This is a genomic window from Nonomuraea ferruginea (assembly GCF_039540635.1).
In the GTDB taxonomy this organism is placed as follows: Bacteria; Actinomycetota; Actinomycetes; order Streptosporangiales; family Streptosporangiaceae; genus Nonomuraea; species Nonomuraea ferruginea.
On the sequence record NZ_BAABFD010000028.1, the window covers coordinates 78,590 to 98,047 of the forward strand.

At 71.7% G+C, this 19,458-nt stretch carries 18 protein-coding genes and 1 pseudogene; 14 read left to right on the forward strand and 5 right to left on the reverse strand.

The genetic code is table 11. From position 1 onward, the window contains the following. Nucleotides 1–52 precede the first annotated feature (52 nt). Nucleotides 53–514: a VOC family protein gene (locus ABD999_RS39045; protein ID WP_148037262.1), complete on the reverse strand. Its 462-nt coding sequence runs from the start codon at nt 512–514 to the stop codon at nt 53–55. Between the two features lie 89 nt (nt 515–603). Here ABD999_RS39045 and ABD999_RS39050 point away from each other — a divergent pair, with 89 nt between their 5' ends. The 3 genes from ABD999_RS39050 (at nt 604) to ABD999_RS39060 (ending at nt 2,789) form a co-directional block, all read left to right on the forward strand. Then, nucleotides 604–1,569 (forward strand): helix-turn-helix transcriptional regulator, encoded by a 966-nt coding sequence (locus ABD999_RS39050; protein ID WP_271277684.1) that lies wholly within the window; start codon nt 604–606, stop codon nt 1,567–1,569. A gap of 13 nt (nt 1,570–1,582) precedes the next feature. Further along, nucleotides 1,583–2,494: a hypothetical protein gene (locus tag ABD999_RS39055; RefSeq protein ID WP_271277685.1), complete on the forward strand. Its 912-nt coding sequence runs from the start codon at nt 1,583–1,585 to the stop codon at nt 2,492–2,494. Between the two features lie 67 nt (nt 2,495–2,561). Beyond that, a complete protein-coding gene (locus tag ABD999_RS39060; RefSeq protein ID WP_148036527.1) occupies nt 2,562–2,789 on the forward strand; it encodes a LapA family protein in 228 nt (75 codons plus the stop codon). A gap of 6 nt (nt 2,790–2,795) precedes the next feature. Here the strand turns inward: ABD999_RS39060 and ABD999_RS39065 are convergent, their stop codons facing one another. Then, nucleotides 2,796–3,581, reverse strand: coding sequence for a class I SAM-dependent methyltransferase (locus tag ABD999_RS39065; RefSeq protein ID WP_271277686.1), 786 nt, complete (start codon nt 3,579–3,581; stop codon nt 2,796–2,798). Between the two features lie 164 nt (nt 3,582–3,745). Here ABD999_RS39065 and ABD999_RS39070 point away from each other — a divergent pair, with 164 nt between their 5' ends. Together ABD999_RS39070 and ABD999_RS39075 are read left to right on the forward strand one after the other, a co-directional pair. Then, nucleotides 3,746–4,087, forward strand: coding sequence for a YciI family protein (locus ABD999_RS39070; protein WP_148036525.1), 342 nt, complete (start codon nt 3,746–3,748; stop codon nt 4,085–4,087). A gap of 6 nt (nt 4,088–4,093) precedes the next feature. Further along, on the forward strand, nt 4,094–5,284 hold the full coding sequence (locus ABD999_RS39075) for an RNA polymerase sigma factor (protein WP_271277687.1): 1,191 nt from the start codon (nt 4,094–4,096) through the stop codon (nt 5,282–5,284). On the opposite strand, the gene ABD999_RS39080 is transcribed toward ABD999_RS39075, so the two are convergent. Further along, nucleotides 5,270–6,256 carry a BtrH N-terminal domain-containing protein gene (locus tag ABD999_RS39080; RefSeq protein ID WP_271277688.1) on the reverse strand — a complete coding sequence of 329 codons (987 nt, stop codon included), beginning with the start codon at nt 6,254–6,256 and terminating at the stop codon, nt 5,270–5,272. The two genes, ABD999_RS39075 and ABD999_RS39080, sit on opposite strands and share 15 nt — an antisense overlap. Nucleotides 6,257–6,333: 77 nt before the next feature. On the opposite strand from ABD999_RS39080, the gene ABD999_RS39085 reads away from it, so the two are divergent. The 5 genes from ABD999_RS39085 to ABD999_RS39105 are packed head-to-tail and all read left to right on the forward strand — an operon-like array spanning nt 6,334 to nt 10,527. After that, nucleotides 6,334–6,684 carry a hypothetical protein gene (locus ABD999_RS39085; protein ID WP_271277689.1) on the forward strand — a complete coding sequence of 117 codons (351 nt, stop codon included), beginning with the start codon at nt 6,334–6,336 and terminating at the stop codon, nt 6,682–6,684. Beyond that, nucleotides 6,681–7,391 carry a hypothetical protein gene (locus ABD999_RS39090; protein ID WP_271277690.1) on the forward strand — a complete coding sequence of 237 codons (711 nt, stop codon included), beginning with the start codon at nt 6,681–6,683 and terminating at the stop codon, nt 7,389–7,391. Before ABD999_RS39085 ends, ABD999_RS39090 begins: the two co-directional genes overlap by 4 nt. A 36-nt stretch (nt 7,392–7,427) precedes the next feature. Continuing rightward, nucleotides 7,428–7,955: a PadR family transcriptional regulator gene (locus ABD999_RS39095; protein WP_271277691.1), complete on the forward strand. Its 528-nt coding sequence runs from the start codon at nt 7,428–7,430 to the stop codon at nt 7,953–7,955. Continuing rightward, nucleotides 7,952–8,698 (forward strand): ABC transporter ATP-binding protein, encoded by a 747-nt coding sequence (locus ABD999_RS39100; RefSeq protein ID WP_271277692.1) that lies wholly within the window; start codon nt 7,952–7,954, stop codon nt 8,696–8,698. Before ABD999_RS39095 ends, ABD999_RS39100 begins: the two co-directional genes overlap by 4 nt. Before the next feature lie 5 nt (nt 8,699–8,703). Beyond that, entirely contained in the window at nt 8,704–10,527 is a 1,824-nt protein-coding gene (locus tag ABD999_RS39105) for an ABC transporter permease (RefSeq protein WP_271277710.1), read from the forward strand. 1,165 nt (nt 10,528–11,692) lie between these two features. Here the strand turns inward: ABD999_RS39105 and ABD999_RS44045 are convergent. After that, nucleotides 11,693–11,848: pseudogene (locus ABD999_RS44045) on the reverse strand (DapH/DapD/GlmU-related protein); the annotation flags it as partial. 550 nt (nt 11,849–12,398) lie between these two features. On the opposite strand from ABD999_RS44045, the gene ABD999_RS39115 reads away from it, so the two are divergent. Further along, the gene (locus tag ABD999_RS39115; RefSeq protein WP_271277694.1) at nt 12,399–12,701 is read left to right on the forward strand and encodes an SCO4225 family membrane protein; all 303 of its coding nucleotides are present in this window, start codon (nt 12,399–12,401) and stop codon (nt 12,699–12,701) included. Nucleotides 12,702–12,745: 44 nt separating this feature from the next. Here ABD999_RS39115 and ABD999_RS39120 read toward each other — a convergent pair whose 3' ends face one another. Beyond that, complete coding sequence (locus tag ABD999_RS39120) at nt 12,746–14,182, reverse strand: cellulase family glycosylhydrolase (protein ID WP_271277695.1); 1,437 nt, start codon at nt 14,180–14,182, stop codon at nt 12,746–12,748. A gap of 433 nt (nt 14,183–14,615) precedes the next feature. Here ABD999_RS39120 and ABD999_RS39125 point away from each other — a divergent pair, with 433 nt between their 5' ends. The 3 genes from ABD999_RS39125 to ABD999_RS39135 are packed head-to-tail and all read left to right on the forward strand — an operon-like array spanning nt 14,616 to nt 19,402. Continuing rightward, nucleotides 14,616–15,665, forward strand: a complete 1,050-nt coding sequence (locus tag ABD999_RS39125; protein ID WP_271277696.1) for a hypothetical protein — start codon at nt 14,616–14,618, stop codon at nt 15,663–15,665. Then, nucleotides 15,658–16,950: a hypothetical protein gene (locus ABD999_RS39130; RefSeq protein WP_271277697.1), complete on the forward strand. Its 1,293-nt coding sequence runs from the start codon at nt 15,658–15,660 to the stop codon at nt 16,948–16,950. Before ABD999_RS39125 ends, ABD999_RS39130 begins: the two co-directional genes overlap by 8 nt. Then, nucleotides 16,934–19,402, forward strand: coding sequence for a P-loop NTPase family protein (locus ABD999_RS39135; RefSeq protein WP_271277698.1), 2,469 nt, complete (start codon nt 16,934–16,936; stop codon nt 19,400–19,402). Before ABD999_RS39130 ends, ABD999_RS39135 begins: the two co-directional genes overlap by 17 nt. Nucleotides 19,403–19,458: the final 56 nt, after the last annotated feature.

Genomic DNA, 19,458 nt, shown 5'->3' on the forward strand with positions numbered 1-19,458 from the left:
AAGAGCGTAGGATCCGCGGCCCGCCCATTCAGGGCATCCAGCCCATTCGGCATCAGTCCAGGCAGAACTCGTTGCCCTCGGGGTCGGTCATCACGATGGTGCCGGCGGTCAGCGGAAGATCGGGCTCGTCACGCCGTACCCTCTTCGCGCCCAGCGCGACGAGCCGGTCGCACTCGGCCTCCAGCGCCGCCATCCGCTCCTCCCCCTGCAGCCCGGGAGCGGCGCGCACGTCGAGGTGCACGCGGTTCTTGACGACCTTGTCCTCCGGCACCTGCTGGAAGAACAGCCGGGGGCCGTGGCCGTCCGGGTCCTCGACGGCCGACCTGGTGTTGCGCTGGTCCTCCGGGACGCCGGCCCGCGCGAGGAAGTCGTCCCACGCGGCCAGCGGGTCGGCGCCCTCGGGCAGGTCGACGCCGGGTGGGCCGGGGTGGACGTAGCCCAGGACGTCGCGCCAGAAGGACGACAGCGCCCGCGGGTCGTGGGCGTCGAAGGTGACCTGGATATGGCGGCTCATCGGATCGCTCCGTTCGTCGTGGTGGTTCGAGTCCATGCTGTCACCCTCTGGAGGACAGGATCGGTCCGCTATCTGACAGGGTGGGCGACATGGCCGGTGACGAGCGGAGCACGACGGAGCGGGTGCTAGCCCTGCTGGGGCTGCTGCAGCAGCGCCGGGTCTGGACCGGCCCCGAACTCGCCGACCGGCTCGGGGTCACCTCGCGGACGGTACGGCGGGACGTCGGGCGGTTGCGTGCCCTCGGCTACCCGGTGCACGCCGGGCAGGGCGTCGGGGGCGGCTACCGGCTCGGCCCCGGGCAGGACCTGCCGCCGCTCCTCCTCGACGACGAGGAGGCGATCGCCACCGTCGTCTCGCTGCTGGCCGGCGCGGGCGGCGCGGTCGCCGGCGACGCCGCGCTGCGGGCGCTGACCAAGCTCGACCGGGTGCTGCCCACGCGGCTGCGGCACGAGGTGCGCGCGCTCTCCGGGTCGGTGGAGTCCTTCGCCGCGGGCCGCGCGCCGGTCGACCCCCAGGTGCTCATGACGCTGGCCGGGGCCTGCCGCGACGAGGTCGAGGCCGGCTTCGGCTATCCGTCCGGGGGCCAGGTGCGCCGGCGGCGGGTCGAGCCCTACCGCCTGGTCGCCTCCGAGCGGCGCTGGTATCTCCTGGCCTACGACCTCGATCGCGACGGCTGGCGCAGCTTCCGTCTCGACCGGATGACCGACGTGTCCGCCCGCACCTGGCGCTTCCGCCCGCGCCCCGCGCCGGACGCGGCCTCGTACGTGCAGGAGGGCGTGGCGAGCCGGGTCTACCCGCACCGGGCGCGCTTCCTCGTCCACGCGCCCGCCGGTACGGTGCGCGCCCAGGTCCCGGCGTCGGCCGCCGTCGTACGGCCGCGAGGGAGCGGACGCTGCGAGGTGATCAGCGGCGCCGGCAGCCTCGACGCGGTGCTCATGCACGTGCTGCTGCTCGGGCACGACTTCGAGGTGCTCGACCCGCCGGAGCTCGCGAGCCGCTGTCGCGTGCTCGCGGAGAAACTGCTGACCGCCGGCGCACCGGCGTCGGACCACTAGGGAGGAGCGCGCGGTGACGAACGCGAGGGAGCCCGACTGGGCGTACGTGGGCAGGTCGCTGCTCAAGGTCCTGGCCGTCACCGCGGCGCTCTGGCTGGCCCTCGTCGTGGCCGACCGGGCCTTACCGCTGTTCGTCGAGACCGGCGACGAGCGGATCGCCCAGGTGTACGGCACGGCGGCGCGCGTCGCCAACCCGGACGAGCGCATGCACGGCTACCTCGATCGCGGCAGCCTCCTGACGACGACCTACACGCTGTGGGGAGAGCCGCGCGGGGCCGGTCCCGGCGAGGGCGGCACCGATTACGAGATCGTGGAGGACGTCTTCGGAACAGTCCGGGCGCCCCAGCTCGACGGACCCTCCGGCAGCCTGGCCGACGCGATCGACTCCGTGGAGGCGGACCCCGACGGCGTCTCCGGGAAGGCGGCGGAGACGTCCCGCGACATCATCGACGGGCTGCCGCGGACGCTCGACGCCGTGGCGGTCGTGGACTTCGCCGACTCCGTGACCGCCGGGCAACTCGTCGCCTTCAACCGGCGCCACAAGATCTGCGGAGGAGAGGACGTCTCCTACATCTACTCGCCGTCCTACTTCGACGACTCCGGTGATCCGCCCTCGCTCAACGCGGTCGTCTGGAACCGCGACATGGCCAACCACACCTGGGAGAACACCACCTATCAGTGCGAGACCGAACCCGAGGCGGCGCTGGCCGCGTACCGCGAGTGGGTGGGGATCCTCGACGAGAGCGACGACCTGGACGCGTTCGAACTGACCCGCGGGTGGCTCGTGACGGCGGCCGAGGAGGGCGTCGTCCACGGGCTCGTCGTCGACCGCTGGAAACTCGCCGACCTGCGCGAGCTCCTCGACGACCCGGTGGTCGAGGCGGTCCATCTCGCCGACGTCGCCTTCGACTTCGGCGCGGAGTGACCACATCACCGGCGGTTTCTCGGGTAGGGCTGCGTTCCAGGGCTCTGTGTGCATCCGGGGGGAACACATGGTGACAGGGCAGAAGCCGGCGAGCCGGCTCAGGGCGGTGCCGCCGCGCCTGTGGATGGCGCTCGTTCTGCTGATCCTGGCGGTGGTGTTCATCGTGCAGAACCAGCAGGACGCGACCATCCAGCTCTTCATGATCGTGCTGGTCGCCCCGTTGTGGATCACTCTGGTGGTCTGCACCGCGATCGGGATGGTCATCGGCGCGCTGATGGGCCGCCGGGGCGGATGAAACAGGTCACAGGCGTCGGCCGACGGTGAGGACGGCTGACCAGTGGCGGGTGAGCCGTCCGTCAGGGCGGGCGGCGAGGAGGCGGCGGATCTGCCGGTAGAGATGTTCGCGCTTGTCCGGCTCCATGGCGATGTGGCCGGAGAACGTGTCGAGCAGGGCGAGATACTCGTCCGCCGTGTAGCGCAACGCCCATACGTAGAGCTTCGTCCCGACCACCGTGAAATGTCCGGAGGCGTCGAACTCGGCGGCCATGGGGTCGTCCTGCTCCTCGGGCGTCGGCCCGGGCCACGGGCCGTCGTGGCCTTCGCCGATCTCTTCGTAGGTCTTCTGGATCTCGGTGAAGAACGGGTCGAAGTCCGACGGCATCGCGTGGTCGGCGTTCCACACGGCCAGGTGACCGCCCGGGGTGAGGAGGGAGGCCGCCTTGGCGTACTTGACCTCCGGGTCCACCCACTTCCAGGCCGTGGCCGCGTACACGAGGTCGAAGCGGTCCCGCGGCTCCCAGTCCTCGAACGACGACGTGATGACGGAGACGCCGGAGAATCCGGCGAGCCGGCGTCGCGCCTCGGCGGCCAGGGCGGCGCCGAGTTCGACCGCGGTGATCCGGAACCCCATCCGGGCCAGCGGCAGCGTGGCCTTCCCCGGGCCGCAGCCGACTTCGAGCAGGTGGGCGGAGGGGGTGACCCCGGTGACGTCCAGCAGATCGGCGTAGAGCTCGGCGGGGTAGTCGGGGCGTGCGTCCTGGTAGGTGGCGGCCGCCCGGTCGAAGGTGGCTCGGAGATCGCGGGACATGCTCCCCATCCTGGCAGCGCCGCGCCGGTGACCGGGAGTGGCCGGGTGGCCCTCGCCTGGTGCGGTCGGAAAAATCCTGAGGTGAGCTGTAGTGGAGAGCCTCTCCCGTTCGTCAATCCGACGAAAGACAGCGAAACGACCGAACACACGACAGGAGCAGCCCGATGAAGTACCTCATGCTGGTGTGCACCGATCCCGACTACAAGCCCGGCCAGGACGAGGGGGCCCCGGACGTGGAGGACTGGGTCAAGGAGATGGACGGCAAGGGCATCCGGCTGATGGGCGAGCGCGTCCGCCCGGTGAGCGACGCGACCACCGTCCGCGTCCGCAACCGTGAGGTGCTGCTGACCGACGGTCCGTACGCGGAGACCAAGGACCAGATCGCCGGCTTCGACGTCATCGACTGCGCCGACCTCGACGAGGCCATCGAGGTCGCGTCCAAGCACCCGATGGCGTGGGCCGGGATGATCGAGCTGCGTCCGTTCTGGACGGACGGCGAGGACTAGCCGCAGGTGAAGGACGAGATCGCCGGGATCTACGCCGACGGGTGGAGCCGGATCGTGGCCACCATGATCCGGTTCACCGGCGGCGACTGGGACCTGGCCGAGGAGTGCGCGCAGGACGCGTTCACCAAGGCGCTCCAGAAATGGCCGGAGTCCGGGGTGCCCGACCAGCCGCTGGCGTGGCTGACCACCACGGCCCGTCACCGCGCGATCGACCGGATGCGCCGCGCGGCCGGCGAGGCGGCGAAGCTGCGGGAGGCGGCCGCCATGGAACCACCGCCCTACCTGCGCGACAGCGAGATCCCTGACGAGCGCCTGGAGCTCATGTTCACCTGCTGCCATCCGTCACTGAACCTCGATGCCCAGGTGGCGCTGACCCTGCGGAGCCTGACCGGCATGAGCACCGCCGAGATCGCGCGGGCGTTCCTGGTGCCCGAACGCACCATGGGCCAGCGCATCTTCCGCGCCAAGCAGAAGGTCGCGCACGCGGCCATCCCCTTCCGGGTGCCGCCCGCGCACCTGCTGCCCGACCGCCTCCCCGCCGTGCTGCACGTGCTCTACCTGCTGTTCAACGAAGGGTACGGAGATCCGGCGAAGGCCCGGCTCTGCCAGGAGGCCATCCGCCTCGCCCGGGTGGTGACGGCGCTGATGCCCGACGAACCCGAGGCGCAGGGCGTGCTCGCGCTGATGCTGCTGCACGACGCCCGGCGACCGGCGCGCGTGGACGCGGCCGGAGACCTGGTCACCCTCGACGAGCAGGACCGCACGCTGTGGGACCAGGCGCGGATCGCGGAGGGCGCCGCGATCTGCGAGCGGGCGCTGCGCCGGGGCCGCGCCGGGCCGTTCCAGCTCCAGGCGGCCATCGCGGCGTGCCACGCGACCGCGCCGCTCGCCTCCCGGACGGACTGGCCGCAGATCGCCGGACTGTACGCGGAGCTCGCGCGCATCGCGCCGAGCCCGATCGTGGAGCTGAACCGTGCCGTGGCGATCGGCATGGTCAGCGGGCCCGAGGCGGCGCTCCGCCTGGTCGACGGGATCACCGGGCTCGACGGCTATTACCTGTTGCACGCCACCCGTGCTGAACTGCTGCGACGCGCGGGCCGCGGGCAGGAGGCGGAGGGACACTACCGGGCGGCGCTCGACCTCGCGCCCACCGACGCGGAGCGTCGTTTCCTGCGCGGCCGGCTACAGCAGCCGTAGCCGCCGCATCGCGTCCTCCTCGATGCGCGAGAGTTCACGGAGGATGGCCCCGGCCTGCTCCAGGTGCGCCGCGTCGCCGCTCTCCCCCGCCTTCGCGATCAGGCCGGACACGTCCGTCCACAGGACGGCGGCCTCCGCGTACAGCCGGTGACCCGCGCGGAGGTTGCCGTCGTCGATCAGCCCGGCGCACTCTTCGAGGAAGTCGCGGTAAAGGACGCGGAACAGGGCGCCGCCGGTGCCGGCCTGCTCCATGAGGAGGGCGGCCCGCGGCAGGTCCCGCGCCGGGTCGTCGGCGCGGAGCAGCCATCGGGGCACCTGTTTGGCGGCTTTCGCGATGCCGCGGTGACCCAGGTTCGCGATGGGCGCGGCGAGGAAGGCGTCGGCGCAGTCCCTGATGGCACCGGCGAGCTGCTCCTGCCAGGGCGGCGTCGGGTGAGGCGGCAGGGTGATGGTGAAGGACCGGTGCCGGGCGGTCATCGGGCCGCGTTCGGCCCGCGCCCTGGCGAGGCCGGCCCGGCTCGTGCGCACCGCTCCGCCCTGCTGGCCGGTGTCCACGAGGTGGACGTCCTGCTCGTCGTAGCCGTACATGGCGACGACATGGCCGCCGAAGTGCACCTTTGTCGAGAAATAGTCCAGATGGTACGAGTCGAGCTGGAGCCCGACCGGCCGGCCGGCGTCGATGGGGGCGGCCACGTTCTCCCACGCCTTGCGCGGTGAGGCGGTCTCCTGCACCGTCAACGTCAGCCCCAGCCTGGCCGCCAGGTTCCTGGTCAGCTCGAAAGGCTTGACGCGGCCGCCGAGGAACGGGAACGGCATGCTCTTGCCGTCCCAGTAGACGAAGGACAGTCCCGACCCCAGCCCGAACAGCAGAGGTTCGGACAGGTCGAGCCCTTCGTGCCGCAGCAGCACCCCGAGCGCCGTCGTCTCGCAATGGTGCAGGCCGCGGGCCTCGATGTCCTTGACGATGGTCATGCGCCGCTCTCCTCGTGTCCGGTCACCAGCATGGGGCCTCCCCCCGTGGGAGAGTCCAATCGGCCTACGATCACGCAATGATCAGGAGACCGACAGACACCTGGCGCGCACATGTCGCCGACTTCGCCGCGCCCTATCCGGAGCCGTTCGTGGCGGCGGCCGAACGGGTCCTGACGTCTTTCGAGGCCGAGGTACGGCGCTTCGGCGCGCCCTCCGACGACGAGGTCCTCGCGGCGATCCGGCGGGTGGTCGAAGGGCTCAACGCCGTGGACGGGACGCACGACCACGACTTCGACACCGTCGAGCGGGAGGAGTTGTGCGAGTTCGTCGACGACGTGCTCACCGAGGCGGGGATAGACCTCGACGTGCTCGCGGCCCGTCGCGGCATCAAGCGGTTCGAGCTCACGGACGAATGGCGCGACTGGTGACCCACCCCTTCTTACCGAACCCCGCACGCGCCCGGGACAGCCGCGTCTGGGACCTGTTGTGCGTCGGGATCGCCGTCGGGGTCGTCTCGTGGGGCGCCGTCGGCGCCTGGACGGCGGTCACGGTCGGGAACTACCCGTGGAACAAGTGGATCCCGTTCGCCTACGGTGCCACCAAGGGCGTGCTCCTCGGCCTGCTCGCCGCCGCCGGCGCCCTCGCCGTGCTCCGTACCGGGCGGCGCTTGCCGGTGTTCGTCCTCGCCTTCGTCGGCGGCGGCCTCCTCGGCACGGTGCGAGATCTTCTCGGCCCCCCGGCCCCCATGCTGTACTTCTCGGACCCTCTTCCGGCCGAGCGGTGGTACTGGACGACGACGATGCTGCTGCACTGGGCGGGCAAGGTGGCGCTGCCCGCCGTCGTCTGCGCCGCGGCCCTGACCCTGCTGGCGGCCCGCCCGTACCGGCCGCGCCAGTCGACCGCGGCCGGTGCGGCGCTCCTGCTCGCGGGCTTCGCGCTGCTCCTGCTGCCGACGATCGCCTCTTCTCTCGCACCAGAGATCCAGGGCAACGGTGAGCATACGAACCAGGAAGTCTGGGCGTTCCTGCGCTGCTGGGCCCTCGGGATGCCGGTGCTGGCGGCAGGGGCGGTCCGTTTCTCCTCGCATCTCGCCGGTCGCGGAAGGGCCGGCCGGCTTGACAGGGGTGGAGGCTAACCGTTAGCTATAGAGGCTAACGGTTAGGGGGTCGCGATGCGGCAAGAAGTGGTGCTGGCGATGCTGGCCAAGGAGCCCTCCTACGGCTACCAGCTGCGTGCGCGGCTGCGGGACGCGCTCGGTCCTCTCGGTGAGGCGATGAACGCCGGGCAGGTCTACGTCACGCTCACCCGGCTGGAGAAGGCCGGCCTCATCGCGGTCGAGGAGACCGCCGGCGGCGCCGACCGGTCGGATCGCAAGGTGTACGCGCTCACCCCCGACGGCCAGCAGCGGGTCGCCGAGTGGATCGCCGAGGTCAGCTGGCCCAAGCCCGACCTCGCGGAGTTCCATCTCAAGCTGATCGCGGCCGCGTCGGCCCGGCTGGCCGACCCGCTCGCCGTCGTCGACACCCAGCGCCGTGAGTTGCTGCGCCGGCTGCGTGACGTCCAGCGCGCCGCCATGGCCGAGCCGGACCGCTCCGACCCGGCGCTGCTGCTGGAGGGCATCGTGCTCCGGCTCCAGGCGGACCTGCGCTGGCTGGAGGCATGTGAGAAGGACTGGACCCATCGAAGGAGTGGATCGTGACCATCGCCGCCGACCCGCCCGTGCTGTCCGCCCGCGGGTTACGTAAGGAGTACGGCACGGGGGACGGACTCGTGCGCGCCGTCGACGAGGTCGATCTCGACATCCGCGCCGGGGAGACGGTGGCGATCATGGGGCCCAGCGGCTGCGGGAAGTCCACGCTGCTGCACCTGCTCGGCGGTCTGGACCGGCCTTCGGGCGGCGAGGTGTCGCTGAACGGCCGCCGCGTCGACGACCTCAGCGAGAAGGCCCTGTCACGGATGCGACGGACCGACGTCGGCTTCGTCTTCCAGTCCTTCCACCTGATGGAGGAGCTCACCGCCGTGGAGAACGTCGAGCTGGCGGCGCTCCTGGCCGGACGCTCGCCCCGGGCCGCCAGACGGCGTGCCGAGGAGTTGCTGGAGCGGGTCGGGCTCGCCGGCAGGTCCGGCTTCCTGCCTTCCACGCTGTCCGGCGGCCAGCGGCAGCGGGTCGCGGTCGCCCGCGCGCTGAGCAACGAGCCGCTGGTCGTCCTCGCCGACGAACCGACCGGAAACCTGGACAGCGCCGCCACCCTGGACGTCCTCCAGCTCTTCGAGGGCCTCCACGCAGCCGGCCAGACGCTGGTCATCGTCACCCATGACGCGCGGATCGCCGCCACCGCGGACCGGTTGCTCTCGATGCGCGACGGCGCGTTGGTGGACGAGACCTGGTTGACCGGCGGCACCACCGGGCGGCTCGGCGCCCTCGCCGGGCTGGAGGACTGAAGGTGATGGGCCGCATCCTGCTCGTGGGCCGCCTCGCCGTGCGCGACCTCCGGCGGCGCCGCGTCGAGGCCGTGCTCATGCTGCTCGCCATCATGGCGGCCACCACGACGTTGACACTCGGGCTCGTCCTGCGCGACGCGGCCGCCCATCCGTACCAGAGCACCCGGGAGACGACCGCCGGTCCCGACGTGGTGGCGGGCGCAAGCCGGCCGTCGGAGCTTCCCCTCCTGGAGGAACTGGCCGGCGACCCCGACGTCGTCGACCACGGCGGACCGTACCCGGTCACCGCGGCGAAGCTCCAGGCGTCCCGGCGGACGTCAGACGTGCAGGCCGTGGGACGCGACGCCACACCCGCGTCGGTCGACCAGCCCGAGCTGGTGGAGGGCAGCTGGGTCAGCGACGGCGGCGTGGTGGTCGAAGCCGCCTTCGCCCGTGCGTTCGAGCTGCGCGTCGGCGATCCGGTCACGCTGAGCGGCCGGTCGTTCGAGGTCGTCGGTGTCGCGGTCACCGCCTCCATGGCGCCCTATCCGGGCGGGTCGTGCCTGGTCGCCGCCGGTTGCCTGCACGGCGTCGTGCCCGACGACAGGGCCCTGCCCGCGGGGTTGTCGCACAATCCCGGCCTCGTCTGGCTCACCCAGGCGGACGTGCGGGGCCTCGCCGCGGGACCGGACTCGCTGTCGTACGTGATGAACCTGAAGCTGGCCGACCCGGGCGAGGCCCAGGCGTTCGCCGACACGAAGCATGGCGATCTGCCCATGCAGCCCTGGCAGACCATCCTCGACGACGCGACCGAGCTCGCCGAGGACTCCCAGATCCTGCTGCTGATCGGAGCCTGGCTGCTCGGCCTGCTCGCCGTGGCCAGCCTTTCGGTGCTGGTCGGCGGCCGGATGGCCGATCAGACCCGGCGCGTCGGGCTCCTCAAGGCAGCCGGCGGCACCCCGGGCCTGGTCGCCGCCGTGCTGCTCGCGGAGTACGTCCTGGTGGCCGCCGTCGCGGCCGCCGCCGGTCTGACGATCGGCTCGCTGACCGCTCCGCTGCTCACCGAGCCCGGTGCCGGCCTGGTCGGCAGCGCGGGCACGCCGTCGATGACGTGGTCGACGGCCGCCTCCGTGACCGCCGTGGCACTCGGGGTCGCGCTGGTCGCGACCGTCGTCCCGGCCGTGCGCGCGGCCCGCTCCAGCACCGTCGACATGCTGGCCGACTCGCCACGCCCACCCCGCCGCGTCGGCTGGCTGATCGCGATCTCCGCGCGACTGCCCGTCCCGCTGCTCCTCGCCTCGCGGATCGCCGCCCGCCGGCCGCGACGGGTCGCGCTGGCCGTGGCCAGTATCGCGATCACGGTCAGCGGGATCTACGTCCTCCTTGTGCTCGACGCCTTCCTCGGCGACCAACCACTCGCCGGAGGATATGACGACTCCCAGGTGGCCGTGCTGCGCCACGTGCTCCTGGTCTGGACGGTCATCCTGCTCTCCCTCACGGCGGTCAACGCCGTCGTCATCACCTGGGCGACGGTGCTCGACAACCGGCGCTGGTCCGCACTGGCGCGCGCCCTCGGCGCCACCCCTCGCGAGGTGAGTACGGCACTGACCGCCGCGCAGGTGCTGCCCACGCTCGCCGGCGCCGTCTTGGGCGCCTTCCCGGGAGGCTTCGCGCTGTTCGCCGCGGTGAACGCGATCAGCGGCGGTGACAGCGGCAGGGCCACGCTTCCCGCGCTCTGGCAGCTACTCGCCCTGGTGCTGGCGGCCGTCCTCGTGGTGGCGGCGCTCACCTCCGTCCCGGCCCGACTCGGCGCCCGCCGCCCCGTGACCGAAACCCTCCGGACCGGCTGAGTGACGCCGTGCCCTACGCGGTACGAGGGCGCTCCACGGCGGGTTCGGGGCGGTGCACGCCGCGCGGCCGGTACGCGAGAGCGTCCGCGACGCCCGCGAGGTCGGACAGCAGCCAGAGGATCGCCAGCCACATCTCGGTCCCCTGCAGCCCAGGCACGGTCGCGGCGACGCCGGCCGTGGTGGGGTGCGGGGCCTGGAACCCGAAGCCCTGGCCGTCGGTCCAGTGCCCGAGCGCGTCGGTGAGCAGGGTCCTGGCCAGGGTCGTCACCTCTTCGGCGCGGTAGCCGGTGTGCCGGGTCAGCCACAGCGGGTGCGCGATGTCGAGGATGTCGCAGGCGTTCTGCCGCTCCGGGCGGACGTACCGCGGGTCGCGGGCGTGCCGCAGCACGGTGTCGACGACCCGCTCCGGGTACGGCAGCGGCACCCCGAACTGGGCGAAGGTGCCGCGCGACGCGCGGTAGAAGCCGTTGACGATCCGCAGCAGCCCGTCGATCGGCCGCGCCGAACCCCACATCCCGGTGTCCGGATCGGCGCGCGTGAGCAGCCATCCGAACAGGGCCTCCGTGGCCCCGGGGCGCCCCCGTCCGTCGTTCCACAGCATGGCGGTGCCCAGGATGTCGACCCAGTGCCCCGCCCCCCAGGCGTCCCGCGTCCAGGGCAGGCTCTCCACGAAGGCGATCAGGTCGCCGGCCTCCATGTCGGCGACGGGCCGGACCGGCGCGGGGAACCGGCTGCCCAGCAGGTCGAGCGCATAGCCGACGCACAGGACGTGGTAGCCGACATCCGGATCGGACAGCCCCGGCTCGGGCCGTGGGCCGCCATCCGGCGTCTCCGCCAAGCCTGGATCGGGCCTTTTCTGGCTGCCGTCCGCGAGCAGCGTCCCCACCAGGCCCGTCGCCGGGTCCTGCCAGGATCGCAGCCGGTCGGCCTGCTCGTCCGCCGGCATCGGGCCGGGGGCCCGGCCGAGCAGCAGGTCGGCGATCTCGATCGCGTCGCACTGGGCGCGGACGGTGACGGCCGCGCCCGGCCGGTCGACGAACGCCCCGCCGAGGAGCCGGGGGTCGAAGCAGCGCGCCAGGACGTCCTCCGCCTGCTCACGCGCGGTCTCCGCGAACCCCGCCACCGCAGTGGCCAGGTCGCCGGCCGGCGGCTGCAACCCGGGAACCCGCCAGCGCAGCACCTTCGCCGGGTTGCCGCCGACGATCGCGCCGGCCGGGACGTCCTTGGTGACGACCGCGCCGGCCCCGATCACCGCGCGGTCGCCGACGGTCACACCGTCCAGGACGACCACGTGGGAGCCGATCCAGACATCGTCCCCGATCTCGATGCCCCGGCTGGTGAGCGGCTGCCGGAAGACCTCGACGTCGGGGTCGGACATCGTGTGGTTGAACCCCAGCAGCGAGGTGTGGGCGCCGATCCGGACCGCGTCGCCGAGCCGCACGTCGCCCCGGACGACGGTGTAGGGGTTCATGGAGCAGTCGCGTCCCGTCCGCACCGAGCCGCTCAGGTAGGCGCCGGCGGCGACGTAGGTGCGCGGGCCGAGCCGCAGCTCCTCGTTCTGCACCGAGGCGAGCTCGGAGACGAAGCACCTCTCGCCGAACTCGTAGCCGGCGTGCCGTCCGGTGAGAGCGCGCTGGAGTTCGAGCTGCCTGTCCTGTTCTTCCTGACCGGCTTCGTCCCAGAAGGACCAGGGTGAGTAGTCGTGATGGTGACGGGCGAACGGGGCGTCGCCGTCGAGAGCGGTGGTGCCCATGCCAACCCCCGGGAAAGCGTTTGCCTACACGCTAACCCATGGCTCGCGGCCACGATCATGGCCCGGCTTCGATGGGATACGCTCGTCCTCCTCCCGAGCGTCCGAGGAGCGTGACCGCATGAGGCGCTACAGGAACGGCCGGCTCGCCGCGGTTCTCGCCGGTCTCTACGCCGGTCTGGTGATGCTCCTCGGCATCCCTTCGGCGGTGATCCTGCTGACCGTCCAGGACCCGATCCTGCTGTCCGGCTTCGCCCTCATGGTCATCACATTCCCGCTCGGGCCCCTCATCTGGTGGGGATGGCACTGGGTCCCGCCACAACTGGACAACCCCGTACTGCTCATCGTGCTGCTCACCGGAGCGGGCCTGCTGCAGGCGTATCTGCTCTGGCGCGTCGCGCGTGGCCCCGTGATCTCGGACTGATGCCACGCGGGCGCCCCGTCCCGGGACGGGGCGCCCGTGTCGCGTCAGAAGTCGTCGGCGGTGCGGATCCGGTCGCGGACCCAGACACCGGCCTCCTTGAGCCGGCTCGTCCCGGCGAACGATCCGCTCGGGCAGGTTCCGGTGGTGAAGACGGCGCCCGTACGGAAGTCGTCCGAGAAGTTCCAGTTCACCCAGCTGATCTTCTTCTGGGCCATGAGGTCGAGGTACTGCTGCGACCTGGCGAAGTTGTTGGCCCCGTCGCCGGACGAGGTCTGGGTGCCGAACTCGGTCACGAAGACCGGCAGCCGGTCGGCGGCCCGGGACAACGTGTTCAGGTACAGGCTGTCGTGCGAGGCCGCGTAGAAGTGGAACGTGTACATGATGTTGGCCGCGTTGACCGGGTTGTTGATGATCTCGGTCTCGTTGCCGCCGGCGGAGACGCCGAGTGACGACCAGCCGCGGGTGCCGACCAGGATCGGGGCGTCGGCGTCGTGCTGCCGGATCACCGGGATGAGCTGGTGCGCGTAGTCGCGGATGACGGGCCAGGTGACGGCGTCGCCGTTCGGCTCGTTGGCGATCTCGTACAGGACGTTCTTCTTGCCGTCGTGCCGCTGGGCGATCTCGGTGAAGAAGGTCTTGGCCCGGCTGAGGTTGTACATCGGGTCACCCGGGGTGAGCATGTGCCAGTCGACGATCGCGTACATCCCGCGGGCGGTGGCCATCTCGATCAGGGAGTGCACCCGGTCGGTGAACAGCCGGGGGTTGGTCTCGTACCCGCCCTCCTGGATGTACATCGAGATGCGCAGGACGTCGGCCTTCCAGTCGTTCGCCAGCGCGTCGAGCGAGGCGCTGTTGAGGCACTGGTCGTACCACTGGATGCCGTGGCTGCTCATGCCGCGCAGCTGGATCTGCTTGCCGTTCTCGTTGCAGAGCTTGATGCCGCACACCCGCAGCTGCCCGTTGGCCTGGACCGGGGTGCCGCCGCCGCTGCCTCCCGTGGGGGTCCCGAAGACCTCCAGCTCCCAGAGGGAGTAGCCCCACTGGGTGCCGCGCTGCGTGCCGTACACCCGCACGTACCGGCCGCTGCCGCTGACCGTGAGGTCGTCGGTCCCCCCGTCGCCGGAGGCGGTGGAGTAGACGTCGCTCCAGGTGGAGCCGTCGGGCGAGGTCTGCACCCGGTACGCCCTGGCGTGGGCGACCTCCCAGGTCAGCCGTACCCGGGAGATGGCGTGCGCGGCGCCGAGGTCCACCCGGATCCACTGCGGGTCCACCCCCTCGGCGCTGGCCCACCGCGTGGACGCGTTGCCGTCGACCGCCTTGTCCGGCTCCAGACCGGCGGCCTCGACCGAGGAGGCCGTGACGGGCCTGCCCTGCGACACCAGCGGGTCGGCCACGGCCGCGCTCGCGCCGGAGGGCACCATCAACGGCGCCACCAGCGCGGCCACGACCGCGAAGATCCTCGCACCTGCACTTCGCCTCACGAACGACTCCGATTCTCCGGGCGTATTCGGTTAGGAAAGTTTCTTAACGTGCGGCGCAGCATAGGTTGACACGGAACCCTCACACAAGGCCCAAGTTCCAGAAAAGGACGTCGGTCAGCGTCAGCCGAGCCCTCGTAGGAGGACGACTGATACCCGCCATCCGCAGCCCGGGATCCCGCCCCTCAAGGGTGATCGTCCCACCCAATGCGGCGGCGGCCTGCTGCCGGTCCGGTTCCTGCCGGCCGGTGACACACCAGCCGGCACCGGCGATAAATTGAATTTCTCACCGCCCGCTATACCTGACGCCCGGCCGGACAAATTGCCGACCATTCCAGTTGCGGTAACGACTTGGCCACTCTTAGCTATCCGCCATTCCGTCCCGGCCGATCGCATGTCAAATTCGAGGGCGTCATGCCGACAGGGGAGGGGTCGCATGCAAGAATTACCCACGCTCACGGTCTCTATGATCGGCGCCCCGGGTTCCGGAAAATCCACTTATCTGCATGCGCTGTACGCGACGATGACGCGCGGCGTCGGCAATTGCAACCTTCACGAAGTCACCAACAATGCCGATGTCCAGATCCTGGAGAGCTGGCATGACCTGGGCCAGGGCACTTCGCTGCCGCAGACGTCGGTCAAGCCGATCAGTTACCGATTCGTCTTCTCGCGGGAGATGAATCCGTCGGCGCTGCTCGACTGGACCGATTTCCGCGGGGGCGCGCTGCACGATTTCGTCGGCGTGGACGGCTCGCTCGACACACAAACGCTGCTCAACAAGATATCGCTTTCCCAGGCCATCTTCGTGACGCTCGACGGGGAGCACTTCCGTAAGCCCGTGACCCCCGAACGCCGCGAACCACTGGCCCGCGCGATGGTCACCCACCGCATTTCCAGTGTGATCACGGAAACTCTCACCCGCAGGACCGCGCGCGGGCTCGCGTGGCCGTCGATAACCATCCTCATCACGAAGGCGGACCTCATCGACTGGGGCGGCGGCCCGGGGCGGACCCTGACCGGCGTCGTCGACGAGGTCAGGAACCTGCTGCCGGTGGCCTTCCAGCCGCGCGTGTGCACCGCCGTCTGCCCCGTCACGGTCGGTCCCCTGCAGACGTTGCCGGACGGCAACGTCCGGCCGGACGGCGTGGACCCGAACGACGTCCACCTGCCGCTCATGTTCACCATGACGCACTACTACCGGACCGCCGCCCACCTGGACGATCAGCACCTGGGGAAGCTCGCGGCCGAGCGCGGCAGCCTCAAGGAGCGGCTGGCCGCGTTGCCCCAGAGCAGCCGGCGCGCCGTACGCGACCAGCGGCTACGGCTGGAGCAGGAGCTGCGGGCGGTCGAAGCGGAGATCGGCCACAACCAGCGCCGTTACGACCAGTCCACCCAGGCGATCTCCGCGCTGGCCGCACGGCTCGGCAACCTGCGCGTGTTCGAGGGCGGGTCGCCGGCCCGCTGGGCGGCCGGCCGCCGTGCCTGAGCAGACCTGGGCGCCGGTGGTCTTCGGCCGTACCGCCGGGGCCGACGTGTGGTGGCGGGTCCGCCCGCCGGGCGCCGACCGCCAGTGGCTGGAGAACGCCATCCACACCGTCATCGCCGGCGGCAGGCGACTGGAGGGCCGTCCCCGCTTCCTCATCACCGTCCGGCCGGGCGCGCGGCTGGTGGGAGTGGCCTGCCGGGCGATCGAGCTGAGCCGGTCGATGCACACCGACGGCAGCAGGGAGATGTACTGCTTCGTCGGCTGGTTCTCCGCCGCCGACAGCGGCGGTCCCGAGCTCCCGGACCTGTACGACCACTACCCCGCCTGGGCCGGAGCCGTCTACGAACGCCACATGGAGCCCGTCTGGAACGCTCCTGTCAGCGCGGTGCGACGGCCCGACCCCGGCCGGCCGGGCCCGCCACCGTGGCCGGTCGCCCCGCCGCCTCCGGTCGATCCGCACCTCGTGCTCCCGCCGGTGATCCACGTGAACGACTGGGACATCGTGTGGAACCACGCCCTGGCGAGCCCCGCCCCGGCCAGTGTCATGCTCGGCTGGAGCGCGGCGGGGCGGCCCGGTGCCGGCGTCACCCACCTGGGCGTACTCGACCGCGGCGTCCCCCGTCTCGACCGCTCCGGCCCCTTGGAGCCTTCAAAGCGCGTGGGCCCCGTCGACCCCCACCCCCTGGAGCACCCCGAACGCCGACCACCACCGCCGGTCGCCGGAACCCCCGGGCCACCCCGCAAGAACGGATCGTCCCCGATCCTGCTCGGCGGCGCGGCCGTGTTCGTCCTGCTGGTCGTCGGCGTGGCCGTCTCCTCGCGCGCCCCGCTGGAGGCGTCGGCCCCCGAGCCCGCCACCCGGTCAACCGTCCCGGCGGCGCCGAAGCGTCCGCAGACCGGGCGAAGGATCGTCAACCAGCCCCTCACCCTCAAGGACCAGGCCGGGAAACGGCTCGTCCCCGGCTTCGAAACCGGCAAGGGCCCGTGGGTGAGCTACCGCCGCGGAACCGGCGTCTCGCTGGAGTTCGCCCCGAAGACCCCCATCCTGACCGGCACGGCCCGCACCCTCCCCGGATGCCGGAAGGCCGACATGTACCCGCACCCGGCGCCGCACGTCGCGACCGGCCTCCACGAGGTGACCTGCCTGATGATCGGCGAAAAGGGCCGGCTCATCGGAATCAGGGTGACGGAGCAGGGAGAGCGGACCGCGCGCATGACCGCGTACGTCTGGAGATCCGCGCAAGAGCCCGACGAAGAGATGGCGAGGCATGGTGGACGCTTCTGAGATTCAGGCCAGGATCAACGCCGTGCTGGACGCCCGCCGGGCGCGGCAGGCACAGGCGGAGGAGTCGTACACGGCCTGGGAGGCGCTGCGGCAGGCGTTCGCCGACCTGGTGGTCCTGGCCGAGGAGGCCAGGCGCGACGCCGCGGCCCACGAGCTGAGCCCCGGGCTGAACACCGCCCTGCGGGCTTTCCTCGACGAGGGCGACGCCCGGTCCGTGCTGGCGGAGCTGACCGAGGCGGCCGGGCAGCTGCAGGCGGTCCGGGGACGCACCTCGCGGACGACGCTCAACATCGGCGTGGTCGGTCAGACCCAGATGGGCAAGAGCACGCTGCTCCGGGCGATCTCCGGGCTGGACCGCCTGCCCGTCGACGTCCTGCCGACCTCGCGGGACTCGCTGCCCACCACCGCGACCCGCAGCCGGATCTCCAACTCGGACACCGCACGCGCGGAGGTCGTGCTGCGGGACTTCGCCGAGTTCAGGGACGTCTATCTCAGGCCGCGCCACGACGCCCTGGGGCTGAGCCTGCCGTACACGATCACGGAGTTCGCCCGCTACCGCTATCCGGCCTGGGAGGACTACCGGAGCGACCCCCGATCGGCCGGCCGGGACCTCACCGCCGCCCCCGAGCACCTGCGCCGGCTCCACGAGGCGCGGGCGTCGCTGCGCTCCTACGAGCCGCACCTGGTCCGCGACCAGGTGCGGGAGATCCCGCTCGACCAGGTGGCCGCGCACGTCTCCTATCCCCCGGCCTCGGGCCCGGTGGACGCGCCGCGCCCCTACCTGGCCGTGCGCGACGTCCGGATCTACTGCCCGTTCCCGAACAATCCCGTACGCGACCTCACGCTGATCGACCTCCCCGGCACGCAGGAACGGGGCATCGACGTGGCCCAGCAGTTCATGCAGGACCTGCGGAACGAGGTGGACCTGCTGCTGCAGATCAAACGGCCCCGGCAGACCACGGTGCACTTCAGCGAGAGCGACACCGAGATCCAGCGGCTCGCGCGCGCAGCGAGCGCCGGAGCGGCCATCGGCGACTTCATGATCATCTTGCTCAACCACGACGCCGAGCACACCGACCTGACCAGGAGCCAGTTCGACACCGCGACCCAGCAGGCCCGCGGCGCCGTGGGCATGCACGGCATCCAGGTGCTGACCGCCGACGTCGTCCAGGAGCACGAGGTGCGCGAGCGCGTGCTGGTCCCCGTCCTGTCGCATCTGGCCGCGCGGCTGGCCACGATGGACCAGGCCGCGTTCGGCGCGGCGCGGGAGGGCACGGAGGCGGCCGGGCGCCGCGCGGTCGAGGCGGTCGCCGGCCTGGCCGAGGCGCTGCGGCGGGAGAACGTCGCCCTGCCCACGGAGGACGCGCTCGTCAGCGAGCTCGTGACGCGGCTCCGCCGCGGGCTCTCGGACGCCCTCGGCGACATCGCGGACGACTACCTGCGGCGGGTGCAGGAAGGCAGGCGGACGGACGAGCTCGACGCGGCGGTGGAGAAGGCCGTCGAGGAGGTCAGGGCGTGGATGGCCGCCGGGTTCGGCCACAGCGCCCCCGGCGAGTGGCTCAGCGAGGTCCGCTCCGACGCCAAGATGCTCCGGCTCGACACCGTGGAGCAGGAGTTCATCCGCAGCCGCCACTACGTGTCCGACACCTTCAAGAAGGTCGTGGACGCCTCCATGGACCAGGCGATCGTCGAGCTGCAGCAGCAGGTGACGGAGGCGTTGTGGAGCCATCTGCCGGAGGAGACGCTGCCGGAGCGGCGCTCGCTGACGGTGCTGGCCGAGTCGCTGCGCGGCGACGGGCACGTGGCCCTCGCCACGACCGTGGCCGACCTGGCCGACCTGAGCACCGGCTACGGGGTCCGGAGCCTGTTCCTGCGGATCGTGCAGCCCATCGTGATGGACATCGACGTCAGGGGGAAGATCCCCGGCGGCCACGCGCGGGAGGGCAGCTCGTACGACCCGCCGCGTGAGGACGCCCGGCGTACGGACCCGGACGACGACGTGCCCACCTGGGCGAGGAAGAAGGGAACCGGCTCGGACTCCAGGCCGGCTCCCGAGGAGGACTTCGTCGACCACAGGACCGAAGGGCTGACCGTGGAGGCCGCGCTGAAGGTGGTGTCCACCCGGCAGCGCGCGGAGGAGACCGCGCAGTGGGTGTCGGAGACGCTCACCGACATGGTCGAGCAGGCGCTCGGCCGCCTGCGGGAGGAGCTGGAGACCGAGTCGGCGACGGCCGTCCGCGCCCTGTACGCCTGCGCGGACCAGTTCTTCGACGGTGTCCTGCGCGGGCAGCGCACCAAGCAGGAGTTGCGGGACCTGTGCCGGGCCGCGCTCGACCGTACGCCGCCCGGCGACGGACCCGCCAGGCTGGCGGCGCTGCTGCGGGCCCTGGCCGCGGGCGGCACAGCCGTGCGCGACAGCTATGACGCGTACGAGCGCGCGTCGATCGGCTGAGGGTGCGCGACGCTCATCCGTTTCACAGGCACCGCTCAGCACTGGTGAAACAGAGT